The sequence below is a fragment of the Kocuria sp. CPCC 205231 genome, assembly GCF_040980965.1.
Lineage (GTDB): Bacteria > Actinomycetota > Actinomycetes > Actinomycetales > Micrococcaceae > Kocuria > Kocuria rosea.
Map to the genome: position 1 here is coordinate 1 of NZ_JAVKPP010000001.1, position 14,942 is coordinate 14,942.

Annotated in this window: 14 protein-coding genes, 1 pseudogene and 1 riboswitch; of the genes and pseudogenes, 10 read left to right on the top strand and 5 right to left on the bottom strand. The window is 68.6% G+C overall.

Annotated elements, in window-relative coordinates:
* Nucleotides 1-577: 577 nt before the first annotated feature.
* Both RF640_RS00005 and RF640_RS00010 read right to left on the bottom strand, forming a co-directional pair.
* The gene (locus tag RF640_RS00005; protein ID WP_368826055.1) at nt 578-928 is read right to left on the bottom strand and encodes a hypothetical protein; all 351 of its coding nucleotides are present in this window, start codon (nt 926-928) and stop codon (nt 578-580) included.
* Nucleotides 925-1,527 carry a ParA family protein gene (locus RF640_RS00010; protein ID WP_368826057.1) on the bottom strand — a complete coding sequence of 201 codons (603 nt, stop codon included), beginning with the start codon at nt 1,525-1,527 and terminating at the stop codon, nt 925-927. The genes RF640_RS00005 and RF640_RS00010 overlap by 4 nt, the downstream gene beginning before the upstream one ends.
* A gap of 535 nt (nt 1,528-2,062) precedes the next feature.
* Nucleotides 2,063-2,248, top strand: a riboswitch (cyclic di-AMP (ydaO/yuaA leader).
* 98 nt (nt 2,249-2,346) lie between these two features.
* Here RF640_RS00010 and RF640_RS00015 point away from each other — a divergent pair.
* The 7 genes and pseudogenes from RF640_RS00015 to RF640_RS00045 all read left to right on the top strand — a co-directional run.
* Nucleotides 2,347-2,754: pseudogene (locus RF640_RS00015) on the top strand (NlpC/P60 family protein); the annotation flags it as partial.
* 238 nt (nt 2,755-2,992) lie between these two features.
* Complete coding sequence (locus tag RF640_RS00020) at nt 2,993-3,910, top strand: alpha/beta fold hydrolase (RefSeq protein ID WP_368826059.1); 918 nt, start codon at nt 2,993-2,995, stop codon at nt 3,908-3,910.
* A 320-nt stretch (nt 3,911-4,230) separates the two neighbouring features.
* Nucleotides 4,231-5,430, top strand: coding sequence for a pyridoxal phosphate-dependent aminotransferase (locus RF640_RS00025; protein WP_368826061.1), 1,200 nt, complete (start codon nt 4,231-4,233; stop codon nt 5,428-5,430).
* Nucleotides 5,427-6,386 carry a 2-hydroxyacid dehydrogenase gene (locus RF640_RS00030; protein WP_368826063.1) on the top strand — a complete coding sequence of 320 codons (960 nt, stop codon included), beginning with the start codon at nt 5,427-5,429 and terminating at the stop codon, nt 6,384-6,386. Before RF640_RS00025 ends, RF640_RS00030 begins: the two co-directional genes overlap by 4 nt.
* A gap of 194 nt (nt 6,387-6,580) precedes the next feature.
* Nucleotides 6,581-6,916 carry a hypothetical protein gene (locus RF640_RS00035; RefSeq protein WP_368826065.1) on the top strand — a complete coding sequence of 112 codons (336 nt, stop codon included), beginning with the start codon at nt 6,581-6,583 and terminating at the stop codon, nt 6,914-6,916.
* A complete protein-coding gene (locus RF640_RS00040) occupies nt 6,917-7,480 on the top strand; it encodes a DUF6036 family nucleotidyltransferase (RefSeq protein WP_368826067.1) in 564 nt (187 codons plus the stop codon).
* 81 nt (nt 7,481-7,561) lie between these two features.
* Nucleotides 7,562-9,979, top strand: a complete 2,418-nt coding sequence (locus RF640_RS00045; protein WP_368826069.1) for a DEAD/DEAH box helicase family protein — start codon at nt 7,562-7,564, stop codon at nt 9,977-9,979.
* On the opposite strand, the gene RF640_RS00050 is transcribed toward RF640_RS00045, so the two are convergent.
* The gene (locus RF640_RS00050) at nt 9,974-10,756 is read right to left on the bottom strand and encodes an SDR family oxidoreductase (protein WP_368826071.1); all 783 of its coding nucleotides are present in this window, start codon (nt 10,754-10,756) and stop codon (nt 9,974-9,976) included. The genes RF640_RS00045 and RF640_RS00050 overlap by 6 nt on opposite strands.
* A 135-nt stretch (nt 10,757-10,891) precedes the next feature.
* Between RF640_RS00050 and RF640_RS00055 the strand changes: the two genes are divergently transcribed.
* Together RF640_RS00055 and RF640_RS00060 are read left to right on the top strand one after the other, a co-directional pair.
* Nucleotides 10,892-11,842 carry a helix-turn-helix domain-containing protein gene (locus tag RF640_RS00055; protein WP_368826073.1) on the top strand — a complete coding sequence of 317 codons (951 nt, stop codon included), beginning with the start codon at nt 10,892-10,894 and terminating at the stop codon, nt 11,840-11,842.
* Nucleotides 11,843-12,077: 235 nt separating this feature from the next.
* Nucleotides 12,078-12,377 (top strand): hypothetical protein, encoded by a 300-nt coding sequence (locus tag RF640_RS00060; protein WP_368826075.1) that lies wholly within the window; start codon nt 12,078-12,080, stop codon nt 12,375-12,377.
* A 156-nt stretch (nt 12,378-12,533) separates the two neighbouring features.
* Here the strand turns inward: RF640_RS00060 and RF640_RS00065 are convergent, their stop codons facing one another.
* On the bottom strand, nt 12,534-12,803 hold the full coding sequence (locus RF640_RS00065; RefSeq protein ID WP_152609208.1) for a hypothetical protein: 270 nt from the start codon (nt 12,801-12,803) through the stop codon (nt 12,534-12,536).
* Nucleotides 12,804-12,987: 184 nt separating this feature from the next.
* Nucleotides 12,988-13,902 carry a nuclease-related domain-containing protein gene (locus RF640_RS00070; RefSeq protein ID WP_241482800.1) on the bottom strand — a complete coding sequence of 305 codons (915 nt, stop codon included), beginning with the start codon at nt 13,900-13,902 and terminating at the stop codon, nt 12,988-12,990.
* Between the two features lie 286 nt (nt 13,903-14,188).
* Here RF640_RS00070 and RF640_RS00075 point away from each other — a divergent pair, with 286 nt between their 5' ends.
* Nucleotides 14,189-14,935 carry a hypothetical protein gene (locus RF640_RS00075; RefSeq protein ID WP_368826077.1) on the top strand — a complete coding sequence of 249 codons (747 nt, stop codon included), beginning with the start codon at nt 14,189-14,191 and terminating at the stop codon, nt 14,933-14,935.
* Nucleotides 14,936-14,942 lie beyond the last annotated feature (7 nt).

Below are 14,942 nucleotides of genomic sequence, written 5' to 3' on the forward strand. Positions count from 1 at the left end.
ACTTCCTCGGTGCTCCCATGACTCTCATCCTTCCGTGGAATGAAAGCCTCCAACAGACCCGTCACGGGACAGGCACCCTCATCGCACCCACAGTCCTGCTGATCGGACCGCCCAGCAAACCGCCCGGACAGCAACCGGTTTCCCGGGCAATCGGCGGCAGCGGCGCCTTGTGCTGGCGGCCACCGCTGCGACACCGCAGGGCAACGTCCCGGGGCAGGGCTCATGCACAGGGGCCGTCACCATGCCTCCTCCACGCATTGAGCAAGCAGCTGATGACGGGCTGACGAACCCTTCCCGGCACGGCGCCGCCGGGACGCCCCGCGTCCACACTGGACAGCGCTGGTCGTCCCTTCGGCGCCCGACAACAGGTCTCGCTGGGGGTTGGCCCTGGCAGCTTTCGGACCGAGTGCGGGCACCCGGGTCGTTCGAGGACCCCCGGAACCGCCCACCCCATCCCGCCGCCTGTCCCCAGCATGAGTGAACCCGGCCCACCAGCAACGATGAGCCGGGCTCCTTCCTCGCCGACCACGGGAAAGCCGCCCTCGGCCTGTTCCCCTCCCCTATCGAGGTCCGGGTGTTATCGGTTGAGCTGTTGGGCGTAGGCGCGCACCGCGTTCTCGATCACCGCTCTGGCGGTGCCGTCGTGCTCGGTGAGCTCCTCGATCAGATCGGAGACGTCCTGGGCCACCCGCACCCCGAGCTGGATCGTGGGTTCCCGGCGCGGCCGGCCGCGGCCGCGCCTGGGTGCAGCTACCGCAGGCTCCGCCGTCTGTGCCGCTTGCACCGGCTGGGACGACACCACCGGTGTCGCGGGTTGGGGTGAGGTGGCGCGTGGGGGTGTGTAGTCGACCGGGTCGATGTGCTCATCCGGGGCCGGGCGGGGCCGACGGCGCTGGAGCGAGGCGGGACGCTCGGGCTGCTCGGTCATCGCAGCACCTTCTTCGCGATCGCCGTGTAGGCATCCAGCACGCGGGCGCCCTTGCGGTATTGGCCGTACCACTCCCCCGATATCCGTACCTCTTGGACGATGGCCCGGTCCGGGATCAACGGCTCCAGGAACAACCCCGTGGCACGCAGCTCCTCGAGGCTGGCCACCGCCGCCCGGCTCATGATCGTCTCCTTCACCCCGCCGACCACGATGCCGGCCTCCGTCAGGGTGTCCGGGGCACCCAGCTGCTGGCGGTGCCGGCGGTACTGGGCCACCATGCGCCGGGCCCCGTCCACCCCGTCGATGCCATCGCTGGTGGCGGTGGCGGCGTAAACCACGGTGTCCGCCGCGTTCAACGCCGAAAGAGTCAGCGGGCCGCCTTGGCGGTTGGGGCAGTCAATGACCACCACATCTGCCTGAAGGCCGGTCAGGGAGATCTTCAGCCGCAGCTCTGCGTGATCGGCCCGGTCGACCTCGCGGTTGGAGACGTTGCGGGCCGAGGGAATGACCCGGAGGTGGGGGTGCCACCCGCTGGGCATCGCGAGGTCCTCGGCCCAGCCTTCGGGGTTCTCATCGCCCAGGATCGCTCCGACGTGCATTCCTTTCGCCGTTGGCTGCACCTCAAACCCCATCGACGGTGCACTGCTTACTGGCCGGGCAAAGCCTGCACCGTGGAGGTGCCCGTGAAGAAGGCCGACCCACATCGAGGGATTTACACCGACACGATCACTGCTTTTTGTGAATTTGTGAATGGGCTCGGGGCATACCAAAAATCATTCTTGCCGCGCCAGCGGGATGCGATAACTGGCGCCAGCGGTCAAAGACTTTGAAGCTTTTCCGGCAAACTGCCGCACCAGCCTCAAGGTCGCCACCGAACACTCCGCTCCAGGGCAGGGGAGCGCTCGTCCATCGGCATGGCTCAGGTAGAGCCCCAGGTCAAGTGCACTTTTGTCTCGACCTGAGTCGTCCCGGGGATCTCCAGCGGCGCCTCTTACCGAACCACTTCGCCTGGGTGGGGAGGCGCCCTGCTGGGCCGACATAAGAGCCGAGACACGCCCGTGATCTAAGCGAGACTTTTTCGTTATTTTTCGGTTAGTGTTCTCTCCGTGCCGGTCGCCTCACCGATCGGTATCCCCGTGCACATCGCCGAATTCTGCCGGTGCCCGGGGCCCCCAGACATAACGCTCGGCAGAAGCGGGGGAACCATGAACGGTCCCTCCCCCGGGACCTAGGGGTTAAGTCGTCAGGGCCCCCGCCCTGACGACCGGGTGTCTCCCACCCGCATCCGACAGCTCACCTCGCAGGCAAGAGGGAGGACATCACTCATGCCCGTTTTCCAGTTCCGCATGCCCCGCCACCGCGCCCAGAGCTCGTCCCGTCTCGGACGCACCGCGATCCTGGCGGTCGCCGGCGGCGCCCTGGCGCTCAGCAGCGTGGCCCCGGCCCAGGCGGCCCCCGCCGCAGCCCCCCAGCAGCTCGTCAGCATCCAGTCCCAGTCCGGCAAGGCCGCGACCATCGCCGCCGCCGCCAAGAACCAGCTCGGCGTGGGTCAGGACTGCACGGCCCTGGTCACCAAGTCCCTGCGCGCAGCCGGGATCAACCACCACGGGTGGCCGGCCTCCTACCTGAAGCTCGGCACCCGGGTCTCCGCCGCCCAGGCCCAGCCCGGTGACCTGGTCTACTACGCCAACGGCGGCATGGGCTTCGCCCACATCGCCGTGTACATCGGCGGCGGCAAGGCCGTTCACGGCGGCTGGAACGGCAACCAGACGGTCATCCAAACCGTCAACGTTGGCTCCGGTCCCGTTTACCTCCGCGTGCGCTGACCCCACGCACGTGAGCGGGGAGTGCGGTTCCCGGCCGTCCCGGCAGGCACCGCACTCCCCCTCCCATATGGGGCCCCTGTCACCGTGATGGGTTCTGTCGAAGCCCTCGATCCCTGCAGGGAGAGGCAGGCGGTCACACGCCGTCGCCGCCCTGGTCGCGGGTGCAGCGACGTCCTAGCGTGGAGTCACCCGGCCGCCACAGACGCACGAGAGCGGCCCACAAACTGCAGGGGAACGCATGAGCGCGCAGCCGGAGGAGCAAGACAACCGCAGCGTCACCACACCGGACGGGCGCAGCCTGGAGTTCCGGCTCACCGGTCCGCCCGGAGACCTGCTGGTGGTCTTCCACCACGGGGCTCCCGGTGCCGCTGTCCCGTTCCGGCCGCTCGAGCGCGCGGCCGCGGACCGCGGGCTGCGCGCGCTCACCGTCTCGCGCCCCGGATACGGCGCCTCGGACCCGCTCCCGGAGGAGAAGGCCCCCGGCATAGTTGCCGACGCCGTGGCCGACACCCGGTGCGTCCTAGACGAGCTGGGGGTGGCGGACTTCCTCACCCTCGGCTGGTCCAGTGGCGCCCCGCGCGCCCTGGCCTGCGCTGCGCTGCTGCCCGATCGGTGCCGAGCGGCCTCCTCCCTCGCCGGCTACGCCCCGCCGCGCGTGGCGGGGTTGGATCCGGTCGCCGGGATGGACGAGGACAGCGCGGCGGAGTCCACCGCTGCCAGGAAGGGGCGCAGCGCGCTCGAGGCCTACCTCGAGGGGCGCATGGAGGCCATGAGCGCGGCGGCTTCAGCGCCCGGCAACGACGTCGTGGCACTCCTGCGCGCGATGCTCCCGCCCGTGGACCAGGCGGTGATGACCGGGGACTTCGCCGGATACGTGCTGGACACGGCCGAGCACTCTCTGCGCCAGGGCGTCGTGGGTTGGTGCGACGACGACCTCGCGGTGGACCGTCCGTGGGGCTTCGCCGTCGAGAGGATCACCGTGCCGACCCGGATCTGGCACGGCCGGGAGGACCGCACCGTTCCCGCGGCCCACGGGGAGTGGCTCGCCGCGCACGTGCCGGGCGCCCGGGCGCACCTGCTGGAGGACGAGGGACACCTCTCCCTCGTGGCACGACTCGACCGAGTCCTGGACGACCTGCTCGAGGCCGCTGGGTGACGAGCCGCGACTCCGCCACGACGGGACCGGGACCGCACTGGCGGCCGACAAGGTGCCGCCTGAGGTCGAACTCCGCGAGGAGCTGCTGCGCCGGCGTCCCGCATCTGGAGCCGGAGGGGTACGCATCGTGCCGTGTCGAACTTTTTCAGTCCGCACCTCCACTCCGACAGATGCTCCGTTGCCGATGACCACGATCTCGCGGCGATGTCCACTGAGAGAATCCATCCGGGGACCACTCTTCCCAGACTGATATATGAGTCGTATGCTCGACCCGGGTCCGCCAGCGGATCGATCGCCAACTCGACGAGGAGTGGAACGGCATGCGACAACTCGCGCACCGGCTCGACCGGCTGGGCACCGAGACCGCCTTCAGCGTCGCGCAAGCCGCGGCCGCTTGGAAGGCGAAGGGGAACCGTGTGTACCCCTTCCACCTCGGCGACATCAACATCCCGACGGCCCCGCACATCATCGAGGCGATGGACCGGGCCATCGCCGAGGGCTACACCGGCTACTGCCCGGGCCCGGGCATCCCCCAGCTGCGCGAGGCCCTCGCCGAGGACATCGGCTCGCGTCGTGGCATCAGCCTGGTCCCCGACAACGTCGTCGTGATGACGGGCGGCAAGCCCGTCATCACGAAGTTCCTGCAGGCGGTCATGAACCCGGGTGAGGAGGTGCTCTACCCGAACCCCGGCTTCCCGATCTACGAGTCGCAGATCGAGTACCTCGGGGGCACGGCCGTGCCGTACCGCTACCTCCCCACGGAGGACGGCTTCGCCATCGACCTCGACCAGGTGCGCGCGACGATCACCCCGAACACGGTCGCCATCATCTACAACGACCTGCAGAACCCCATCTCGGCCGAGTCGACGGCGGCCGAGCGCGAGGCCGTCGCGCAGCTCGCCCAGGAGCACGATCTCTGGGTGCTCTCCGACGAGGCCTACTTCGAGACGCGCTACGAGGGGGTCTCGAACTCGATCGCATCGCTCCCCGGCATGGCCGAGCGCACCGTCATCCTCTACACGTTCAGCAAGAAATTCGCGATGACCGGCTCCCGCCTCGGCTGCGCCGTCGCGCCGCTCGAGATCGCCAAGGTGCTCAGCACGCTCAACACCAACGACGAGTCCTGCACCACGCACTACGTGCAGTGGGCCGGCATCGAAGCACTCCGCGGCCCCCAGGAACCCGTGCAGCAGACGCTCGACATCCTGCGCGAGCGCCGGGATGCCGCCTGTGAGCTGGTGAACGCCATCCCCGGCATGCACGTGGCCGTACCGCAGTCGACGTTCTACCTGTTCCCCGACGTCACCCGGACCATGGAGAGCATGGGCTACACGGCAGTCGGTGACTTCGCCACGGCCGCCCTGCACCAGACCGGCGTCTCCTTCTGCACGCGTGAGCACTTCGGCCGGCGCCAGCCCGACGAGGATCGGCAGTACATCCGGCTCGCCTACTCGGGCATCGACGTCGCCGACATCCGCGACGGCCTCGGCCGCCTGCGCGAGTGGATCGAGACGGCATGAGCCGGGTCGTCGTCACGGGACGCGTGCCCGACGCCGCGGTCGAGAAGCTCCGCGCCTCCCACGAGGTCGAGATGTGGCCGGATCCGGAGCCGATCGGTCGCGAGGAGTTCCTGCGCCGGGTGGCCGGGGCGGATGCCGTGGTGAGTCTGCTCACCGAGCGCATCGACGCCGAACTGCTCGACACCGCCGGCCCGCAGCTGAAAGTGGTCGCGAACGTCGCCGTCGGCTACGACAACATCGACGTGTCCGCCTGCAGCGAACGCGACGTCGTGGCCACCAACACCCCCGGCGTGCTCACGGACGCCACCGCCGACATCGCCTTCGGCCTGATCCTCATGGCGACCCGCCGGCTCGGCGAGGGGGAACGGCTCATCCGTTCCGGCCGGGAGTGGAAGTGGGGCATGTTCTTCCTGCTCGGCAGCGGCCTGCAGGGCAAGACCCTCGGCGTCGTCGGCATGGGCGGCATCGGGCAGGCGACCGCGCGCCGGGCCCGGGCCTTCGGCATGGAGATCGTCTACCAGTCGCGCAGCGAGCTCGACCCCGGGATCGCCGCCGAGCTGGGCGCCCGGCGGGTCGAGCTCGACGAGCTGCTGGCCGTCTCCGACGTCGTGTCGCTGCACTGCCCCTACGGGCCCGCCACGCACCACCTGATCGGCGCCGAGCAGCTGGCGGCTATGAAGGACTCGGCGTACCTCGTCAACACCGCGCGCGGACCGATCGTCGACGAAGCGGCGCTCGCGTCCGCACTCCGCGAGGGCCGGATCGCGGGCGCCGGACTGGACGTCTACGAGCACGAGCCCCGGGTGCATCCCGAACTGCGGGAGCTCGACAACGTGGTGCTCCTGCCGCACCTGGGCTCCGCCACGGTGGAGACGCGCACCGCAATGGCGGTGCTCGCCGCCGAGAACGTGCTCGCCGTGCTCGGCGGGCAACGACCGCCGACACCGATCGGATAGCAGCAGGGGCATCCGTCGATCGGGGCAGGACCGTGATGATCAGCCCGACCTCGATCTCGCCCAGAGCGCAGCCACCGTGATCCTCTGGTGTCCACGCCTGAGGACGTTTCACCTGGGCACCAGAGATGAGCCACCGGGCCGCTCGGACACCATGCCCGACGGTAGAATCGGTCACCAGGACGAGAGGAGGAAGCATGTCCCAGGACACCGAGATGAACCGGTCCAGCCTGCGCGCCCTCCTCCTTCACCGGTCGCTGGTCCCCAAGTTGAACGAGGAGACCCTGTCCTCCTGGACACCGCGGATCCTCCAGAACCTCGAGCAACTCAGCAGCTCCGTACAGGGGCATCCGCACGTCGAGAACCTCGACCGCTGGCGCCGCATCGTGGAGACCCGCGATGTGGAGACCCTGCGGACGGTCCTGGACTCCACCGACTCCGGCAGCATCGAGATGCGTGAGGTCTCCCCCATGGGCGGCCTGATCGGCCAGGAGGAGCGGCTGTCCATCCTGAAGTCGTTGCCGAGCCGCTGAGTGCACCGCTACCAGCTCGAGTACGCGATCCGCGCGGCCTGCAGCATCATCCGCAGAGACCAGGTCATCGTCGTCGGGTCCCAGTCGATCCTGGGTTCCTTCCACGAGGACGATCTGCCCGACCAGGCCACGATGTCCACGGAGGTCGACATCCTGCCCATCGACGCCGACCCGCAGACGGTCCTCGATCTGTCGGATGAGCTCTCGGCGGTTGCCGGCGAGTGGTCGGACTTCGACCAGATGCACGGTTTCTTCCTCGATGGCGTGGACGACACGACGGCGAAGCTGCCGGCTGGCTGGCGCGATCGCCTGGTCGTGGTCAGCAATGAGAACACCCGCCAGGTGGGCACGGGGCAACAGTTCACCGGTCTGTGCCTGGACAAGGAAGACCTGTGCGTGGCGAAGCTGCTGGCCCACCGGGAGAAGGATCAGGCGTTCGTCGGAGCCCTGCTCCAGTACCAGACCGTCGACCGGGAGGTCATCATCGAGCGACTCCGCAGCGTTCAGGAGCGCTGGCCCGTCGAAGTCGGACGAGCACTGGGATGGCTTCAACGCGGCCCCTGACCCTCCATATCGGCGGACACAGCCTTTGCACTGGAAGGCCAGGTCTTCGGGGCTCGTCACCGCATCGGTAGCCTGATGCCCGTGGGGCATCGGGAGATCGGAAACGAGGTCGAGGCGCTGCGATCGCGGATCGTCGACCTCGAAAGCGAACTGGCGGAGGCACGCGCTGCGCTCCGCAAGCTGGAGACTGACCGGGCAGGCCCAGGGAGCACCAGATTCTTTTCGGACGTTCGTTCCAGCGTGACTTCACGCGTCACGGCGACGTCATCGAGCGTCGAGAAGCTTGCGCTTTTCGGTGCTCGCTTCGTCGGCAGGAACGATGTCTACGCGGTCAGATGGACCAGCAGCCGCACGGGCAAGTCCGGTTGGAGTCCCGCGGTCCGTGGTGGCTTCTACACCGGGTCGGAGACCGCGGCGGACCACTTGGCACTCGAAGGTGCCGTCCTCGAGCGGCACCTTCGTGGGGGCACTCGTCCAGGGGATCGTGAGTTCCACGTCGGTATCTATCCTATGCTCGAGGAGGACACTTGCCGGTTGCTGGTGTGCGACTTCGATGACGCGGATTGGCGACTGGATGCCGCAGCGTTCGTCGAGGAGTGCAGGCGTGCCGGCATTGACGTTCTCGCCGAGATCTCCCGGTCCGGCGAGGGCGCGCACGTCTGGATGTTCTTCGCCGCGCCGGTGCCCGCCGCCACCGCGCGATCGGCGGGGATGTCGCTGCTTCGCGCCGCGATGGCAAGACGGCCCGGGATGGCCTTCCGCAGCTACGATCGCTTTTTCCCCTCACAGGACACGTTGCCGGATCGGTCAACAGGCCGGGCACGTCTCGGGAACCTCATCGCACTGCCCTTGCAGGGGGACTGCCGGCGTCGCGGGACGACCGTGTTCGCCGACCCTGCGACATGGGACCCGTACGAGGACCAGTTCGCTGTGCTGGCGACGACGACTCCCGTGCCTGTCGAGCGCGTGGCAGAACTCGGGACGGCAACTGCGACCGACTCGCGCGTCGGTCCGTCGGAGACGCTGGGCGCGCGACCGCGGCGAGCGAGCATCACAGCGCTCGCTCGCGCGACAGCCGGGCAGATACTTGAGCTGCGCCGTGATGCCGTCCTGCACGTCCCGACAGGCGGCCTTCCCGGCGTCGTGATCACCGAGCTCAAGCACATGGCGTCGGTGCCCAACCCCGAGTTCTACCGCAAGCAGGCCCAGCGATTCAGCACCTTCGGCACACCGCGCCTCGTCACCGGCTTCGAGCACGACGAACACGAACTGCGGCTGCCGCGCGGCCTCACCGACGAAGCAGTGGCGTTGTTGGGGGAAGCTGGTTTCCGCGTTGCCATCGGCACCAGCTCGGAGACTCACAAGCACCTGGAACTGGCGTTCGTGGGAGATCTCCGTGAGGAGCAGAGAGTGGCAGTTGATGCGCTCATCGGGCACGACACCGGCGTCCTCGTCGCACCCCCAGGCGCGGGCAAGACGGTCATCGCCTGCGCGCTCATCGCCCAGCGTGCCGCACCCACGGCGATCCTCGTGAACCGCGCCGAACTGCTCACGCAGTGGCGGGAGCGCCTGAAGCAGTTCCTCGGCCTGACGGACCAGCAGATCGGCCAGCTCGGCGCAGGACGGAGAAAACGGCGCGGGATCGTGGATCTCATCATGATGCAGTCCATCGCGCACCGAAACGCGGATCCATCTCTGCTCGAGGAGTACGAACAGATCATCATCGACGAATGCCATGCCGTCGCAGCACCCGCGACCGAAGCCGCGCTGCGCCATGTGAACGTCCGCAATTGGGCGGGGCTGACGGCGACTCCATACCGAGCTGATCAGATGAACGGTCTGATCACGATGCAGTGCGGCCCCATTCGGCATGTGATCGACTCCGCTGACCGAGCTCATCGGGAGCTGATCACGCACGTGACCACATTCACCACCGAAGAACCGGGAACGGACGGGCCATCCATCCAGGCGATCTACTCCGAACTCGCGGCCGATGTCGCCCGCAACACGATGGTCGCGCAACATGTCAGGGACGCCGTCGACTGCGGTCGCACATGTCTGGTCCTGACGAACCGTCTCGGTCACCTCGACGCGTTCGCAGACGCCATCGAGGGATGCGACGCACCGGTGTTCCGACTCCATGGTCGCATGGCCGCTGCTGAGCGTCACGAGGTGCGGAAAGAGCTGAGAGCAGCTGACGCGCAGCAGCGCCCGTTCGTGCTCATAGCGATCGACAAGATCGCCGGCGAAGGCCTCGACCTCCCGACCCTCAACACGCTGTTCCTCGCTGTCCCCGTATCTTTCAGAGGCCGCGTGATCCAGCAACTCGGACGCATCACTCGCGGGCGGACGGAGGCACCCCTTCCAGCAGTCGTTCATGACTACCGTGACAAGGACGTACCGCTCCTGGAACGTATGTATGCACGGCGGCGACGAGTCATGGCGAAAGAAGGCTTCCAGACGGCAGAACAAGCGGGGCCTCCACGCCCGCAGTCATGAGGTGGCACGGAGCCAGTCCTCGAACCGGGTCGGGGCAGTCGTGAAGTCCCCGCGGGGCAGGAGGCCGCCGTTGCCGAGAGCGGTGAAGGACACCGGCACCCGGAGGACCTTTCGGTGGCCTCCACGGTGCTGGTCGATCGCACGGGCCAGCTCCGCCATGTCGCGGACCTCGGGCCCCGCGATGACGGCGTCGTCGGAGGTCGCGGAGCCGGCGGCCGCCAGGGCACGGTCGGCGACGAACGCGGCGGCCTCGTCGGCGGCCAGCGGCCGCGAGCGCATCCCGGGCACCGCGGAGAGCGGGCCGATGCGCAGCTGCGAAAGCAGGGTCTCTGCCAGTTCGTACCACTGCGCCGAGGCCACGAACACGACCGGGACGGGGCCGGCACGGTAGGTCTGCTCCTGTGCGGCCTTGCCCGCGTAGTAGCCCATCCACCGGTGCACCTCGGGCTCCCGGGCGTTGAGGATCGTGACGCACACGATCCGGGGCACCCCTGCCCGCAGTGCCGCCGCCGCCACGTTGCGTGCGGTGGTGGTGAAGAAGTCGACGGCGCGCTTGCGGGACAGTGTCGCCAGGTGGAGGCAGTCCACCACGGTGGAGACCCCCTCGAACGCGGCGTCCAAGCCCTCCCCGGAGTAGACATCAGTGCCCTGTCCCCGGGAGATCTCGACGACCTCGACGCCGCGCTCGCGCAGGTGCGCCACCACCCGCGCGCCCAGCTGCCCGGTCGCGCCCAGGACCGCCACCTTCCGGCGCTCGCCCTCGCCCGTGCTCTCCATGGCCCACCGTCCTCTTCTGGTCCGCCCGTGCCTCGGTGCTGATGACGTCGATTCTCCTCGCGTGCCCGTCCTGCCGCGACTGTCACTTTTCACGCTTTCGTCGACTTCCTGCCGCGCAGTTGGGAGCATGGACCCATGATCAGCAACGTGGCCGTCATCGTGTTCGACGAGGTCTCCCCCTTCGAGCTCGGGGTGGCCTGCGAGGCCTGGGCGATCGACCGATCCGGCGACGGCCTGCCCGTCATGGACTTCGCCGTGTGCAGCCCCGACGGACGGCCGGTCCGCACGATCGCCGGCTTCGACGTGGCGGTCCAGCACGGCCTCGACCGGGTGGCCGCGGCGGATCTCGTGGTCCTCCCGGCGATGTCCCGGGACATCCCGGTCCCGGAGGAGGTGATCCACGCGCTGCGCGCGGCCCACGACCGGGGCGCCCGGCTCCTGTCCATCTGCTCGGGCGCATTCGTCCTGGGTGTTGCCGGGCTGCTCGACGGCCGCCGCTGCACCACCCACTGGATGCACACCGCGGAGCTGGCCGAGCGGTTCCCCGCCGCGCACGTGGTGCCCGAGGTCCTCTACGTGGAGGACGGCAGCATCCTCACCAGCGCCGGCACCGCGGCGGGTCTCGACGCCTGCCTCCACCTGTGGCGCCAGGAGTTCGGCTCGGCGGCCGCCAACACCGTGGCACGGCGCATGGTCGTGCCGCCGCAGCGTCAGGGCGGGCAGGCCCAGTTCATCAAGGACCCGGTCCCCGAGCGCCGGGCCGAGACGCTGGACCCGCTGCTCACCTGGATCCTCGGGCACCTCGACGAGCCGCTCGACGTCGACGCCCTGGCCCGGCGCGCCGCCATGTCCCCACGCACCTTCGCCCGCCGCTTCCGCGACGAGACCGGCACCACCCCGCACGCCTGGATCACCGCACGGCGCCTGCACCGGGCCGAGCAGCTCCTCGAGGAGACCGACCTGCCCGTCGAGCGCATCGCCGCGAACGTGGGCTTCGGCAACGCGGCCACGCTGCGCCACCACTTCACCCGGATCCGCCGGCTCAGCCCGCAGCAGTACCGCCGCCGCTTCGCGACGACCTCCTGAGCACCGTCTTCTGAACGCCTTGGCCGCGAGAGCGCGGCCGAGGCGCTCCGTCATGGTCGCGGTCTCGAGCACGCGTTCCGCTCATCCGGGCTCCGCGGCAGAGCGTCGACACAGTTGGCAGAAAACGACCGGAGGTAGTCATTTCTGCCACTCGTGCGAGAGACTCCGGCCGACGAGGCTTGTCAGCGTGAGAGTGAGCCGGATCGACCGGCACACCGCAGGCAAGGAGCTCATCATGATCTCGTTCGTGTTCCTGGTGCTGGCCGCAGCCGCTGTGCTGTCGGTGTACACAGTGATCGGCCGCCTGGCCGTTCCCCCGGAGGAGCGGGTGCCCTGGCGCGACCTCGGGTGGGACGGCTGGGTGCACACGCTGCGACGCAGCCTGACTTTCCTGGGTGACATGGCCCCGCGCGTGGACGCCGGTCACCCGGCGACACCGTCGAACGTCGTCGCCCCCTCTGGCCGTCGCTCCGGCGAGGCCGACAACATCCCGATGAACGCACGGCCCCTGTCCGGGCCCGCAACCTGCTCGTGAGGTGCGGCCGGGAGGTGTCCTCGTCCGGCAGACAGGTCCAGCGCCTCCTGCCGGACGAGGGCATTACCCCGACAGGCGCTACAGCAGCCGGCTGTAGAACACCGTGGGCAGCGGCGTGAACCCTCCGGCCGCGTAGGCGGCACGGACTGATGAGCCTCAGGGAGTCCAGCCGAGGACCGCTTCCCCGAACGTCATGACGCCGAACCATGTCGCGACGGCCACCACGGGGACCAGGAGCACGAGGTAGGACCGGCGTTGCACCAGCCGCACCCCGATGTAGGTGAGGAGCAGCCACCACACGCCCAGGAGCACGATGGCCCACAGCGGGGCCATCAGACCGCTGGCCATGTAGAAGAACCCGACCACCAGCTGGGCCAGGGCCGCGATCACCACGGCCACCACGAACAACGGCTTCGTCGTTCTCATATGAGAACTGTGCGCCTCGAGACAGCCACCGGCAAGAGGGAACCGGCCTCCCCCGCAAAGCCGCCGACATCTGACGTGGGTGGGACCGGATCGAGTGGATCGCCCATGCCAGAATTCGCGAAAGCTGTAAGGGCGCCTCGTCACCCGGGCCGTGCTGCGCTCCTGACCGATGTGCGTATGCCGCTCAGGACAGCCCGGTGCTGAGCAGTGCCGTCAGGACGTCCGGACCGTGATTGACGAGGGCTGCACCTGCAGCGACGAAAAGCCCGAAGCCCCACAATCTGCGCCGGCGATGCGCGCGCCCCACGGCGGAGCGGAGCTCCGCGAAACGCTCCTGCAGCGCGACCGGATCCTCGGGCGGCGCGGGATGGTGGTGCCAGGTCCCCGGGACCACGGCTGCGGCAGCGATCCGGGCAACCCGCTCAGGGGCCAGGACGGGACGACGGCGCTTCAGCCAACGCAGCAGCTCACGATCGGTGACGACCTTGACGTCGGCGGGACGCTGTTTGATCGTCAGCTTTCCCGGCTCGATCAGCACCAGCACCGGGGTGACCGACACCGGCTCCCCCACCGCCGCGCTCAACCGCTTCGCCGCTCGCGCCGCCTCGTGCCGGGCGTGGGGCAGGTAGTGCTGCTTGTGCCCGCCGACCAGGATCGCGCGCTCCCCGACCCAGACGTCCGACCCCGCGTGGTTCTTCGTGTTGAGCGTGAACACCCCCGCCGGGCCGATCAGCACGTGGTCGATGTCCGAGACCCCGGCGCCGACCGGAACGGCGTGGAGCACCGTCCATTCCGGGCCCAGGCGGCCGAGGATCTGCCCGACTGCGATCTCCCCCAGCGCTCCCTGGAACCAGGGCCGGCTGTCGGCACTGAGCGGGCTGGATCCGACCAGACGTCGCCACCACGATCGGGGCGGATCTCCGTCGTGGATCCGCAGCGTCTCGGCCATCACCGCCTGCCCAGCTCGTCGGTTCGCCAGATTCGACTCCGGCGTCGGAGCCCGCGCCTCCGCCGGCGGCCCGAGCAGCCGGAAGACGGCGAATCCCGCGGTGCGGATGGGCGCAGGAGGTGGCAGCGCAGGGTCGACGGAGGGCGTCATGATGGTCAACTTTCGAACGGGACGAAAAGGTCTCCCTGCATCTCATGTCTTTGCTTTAGTACACGGCAAGTGGCAGCGCCTTCGTTCCGTTGTGTGACGCCATCAGCGCCAGCAGCGCGACCCCCTGCTCCGCAGCACTTCGGCGCAGGCCAGCATGTTCCGACCGACGAGACACGTCCGCGTCGTACTGCCCCCTCCTTTCGGATGATGTCGATTGCAAACACAGTGGATAGCGTCAGCGTCATCCACGACGGTCACAGGGTCGTCCCGGCGCAAGGAGTGGTCCATGAGGCTCAGAAGCATCACCACAGGAACGATCGCCACCGTCCTGGTGGTGGGTCTGCTGGGCACTCCCGCAGCCGCCACCAGGATCGAGACCCCGATTCCTGCACCGGAGATCGGCCAGGAGTTCGCCGAGGTGTCCTTCGCCGTGGTCGGCGACATGGACGTGGTGGTCGGCGAGACCGTGGAGGCCACTGACCTGGAAAAGGTCGGCGTGGAGGAAGGGGTCGCCGAGGCGGTGCTCGAGGAGCCGGAGACGGTGCCCGAACTGCTGCTGCCGGAGGAGGCCGCTCTGCCATCGGATCAGCCCGTTCTGCAGTCTCAGCAGCAGTTCGTGGCCTCGACAGTCGCGGCTCCCCGGGTGATGGTGGCCGCCGCCAACGCGCCCGTGCTCTACAGCTGGCTGGATCGTGACAGCAGGACCGTGACGTTGCGCAGCAACATCAACACCAAGATCGTGAACACCCACAACGTCAACTACCGGGTCGCGCGAGCTACGACGAAGTATCCCCAGCACAAGTGGTTCGTCTCCGGCTCCAAGTACAACTACAGCACCCCGGTGAACGAAGTCAGGTGCTCCGGCATCCTGTGGTGGCGCACGTGCAAGGTGGTGCGAACGGTCACGGTGATGGCGGGGGTGGATTTCCGCACCAACACCAGTGACGGCCGCCCCTTCGGAGTGACGACGACGTACTGTCAGGGATACGCAGGAGCGTGCCCTGACTTCGTGAAGAACGCTCTGAACATCTGAGGGGTTG

Excerpts from the sequence above, each read along its gene's own strand:
- RF640_RS00005 (WP_368826055.1), bottom strand. The coding sequence starts at position 928 with ATGACCGAGCAGCCCGAGCGTCCCGCCTCGCTCCAGCGCCGTCGGCCC.
- RF640_RS00010 (WP_368826057.1), bottom strand. The coding sequence starts at position 1,527 with ATGCACGTCGGAGCGATCCTGGGCGATGAGAACCCCGAAGGCTGGGCC.
- RF640_RS00020 (WP_368826059.1), top strand. The coding sequence starts at position 2,993 with ATGAGCGCGCAGCCGGAGGAGCAAGACAACCGCAGCGTCACCACACCG.
- RF640_RS00025 (WP_368826061.1), top strand. The coding sequence starts at position 4,231 with ATGCGACAACTCGCGCACCGGCTCGACCGGCTGGGCACCGAGACCGCC.
- RF640_RS00030 (WP_368826063.1), top strand. The coding sequence starts at position 5,427 with ATGAGCCGGGTCGTCGTCACGGGACGCGTGCCCGACGCCGCGGTCGAG.
- RF640_RS00035 (WP_368826065.1), top strand. The coding sequence starts at position 6,581 with ATGTCCCAGGACACCGAGATGAACCGGTCCAGCCTGCGCGCCCTCCTC.
- RF640_RS00050 (WP_368826071.1), bottom strand. The coding sequence starts at position 10,756 with ATGGAGAGCACGGGCGAGGGCGAGCGCCGGAAGGTGGCGGTCCTGGGC.
- RF640_RS00055 (WP_368826073.1), top strand. The coding sequence starts at position 10,892 with ATGATCAGCAACGTGGCCGTCATCGTGTTCGACGAGGTCTCCCCCTTC.
- RF640_RS00060 (WP_368826075.1), top strand. The coding sequence starts at position 12,078 with ATGATCTCGTTCGTGTTCCTGGTGCTGGCCGCAGCCGCTGTGCTGTCG.
- RF640_RS00065 (WP_152609208.1), bottom strand. The coding sequence starts at position 12,803 with ATGAGAACGACGAAGCCGTTGTTCGTGGTGGCCGTGGTGATCGCGGCC.
- RF640_RS00070 (WP_241482800.1), bottom strand. The coding sequence starts at position 13,902 with ATGACGCCCTCCGTCGACCCTGCGCTGCCACCTCCTGCGCCCATCCGC.
- RF640_RS00075 (WP_368826077.1), top strand. The coding sequence starts at position 14,189 with ATGAGGCTCAGAAGCATCACCACAGGAACGATCGCCACCGTCCTGGTG.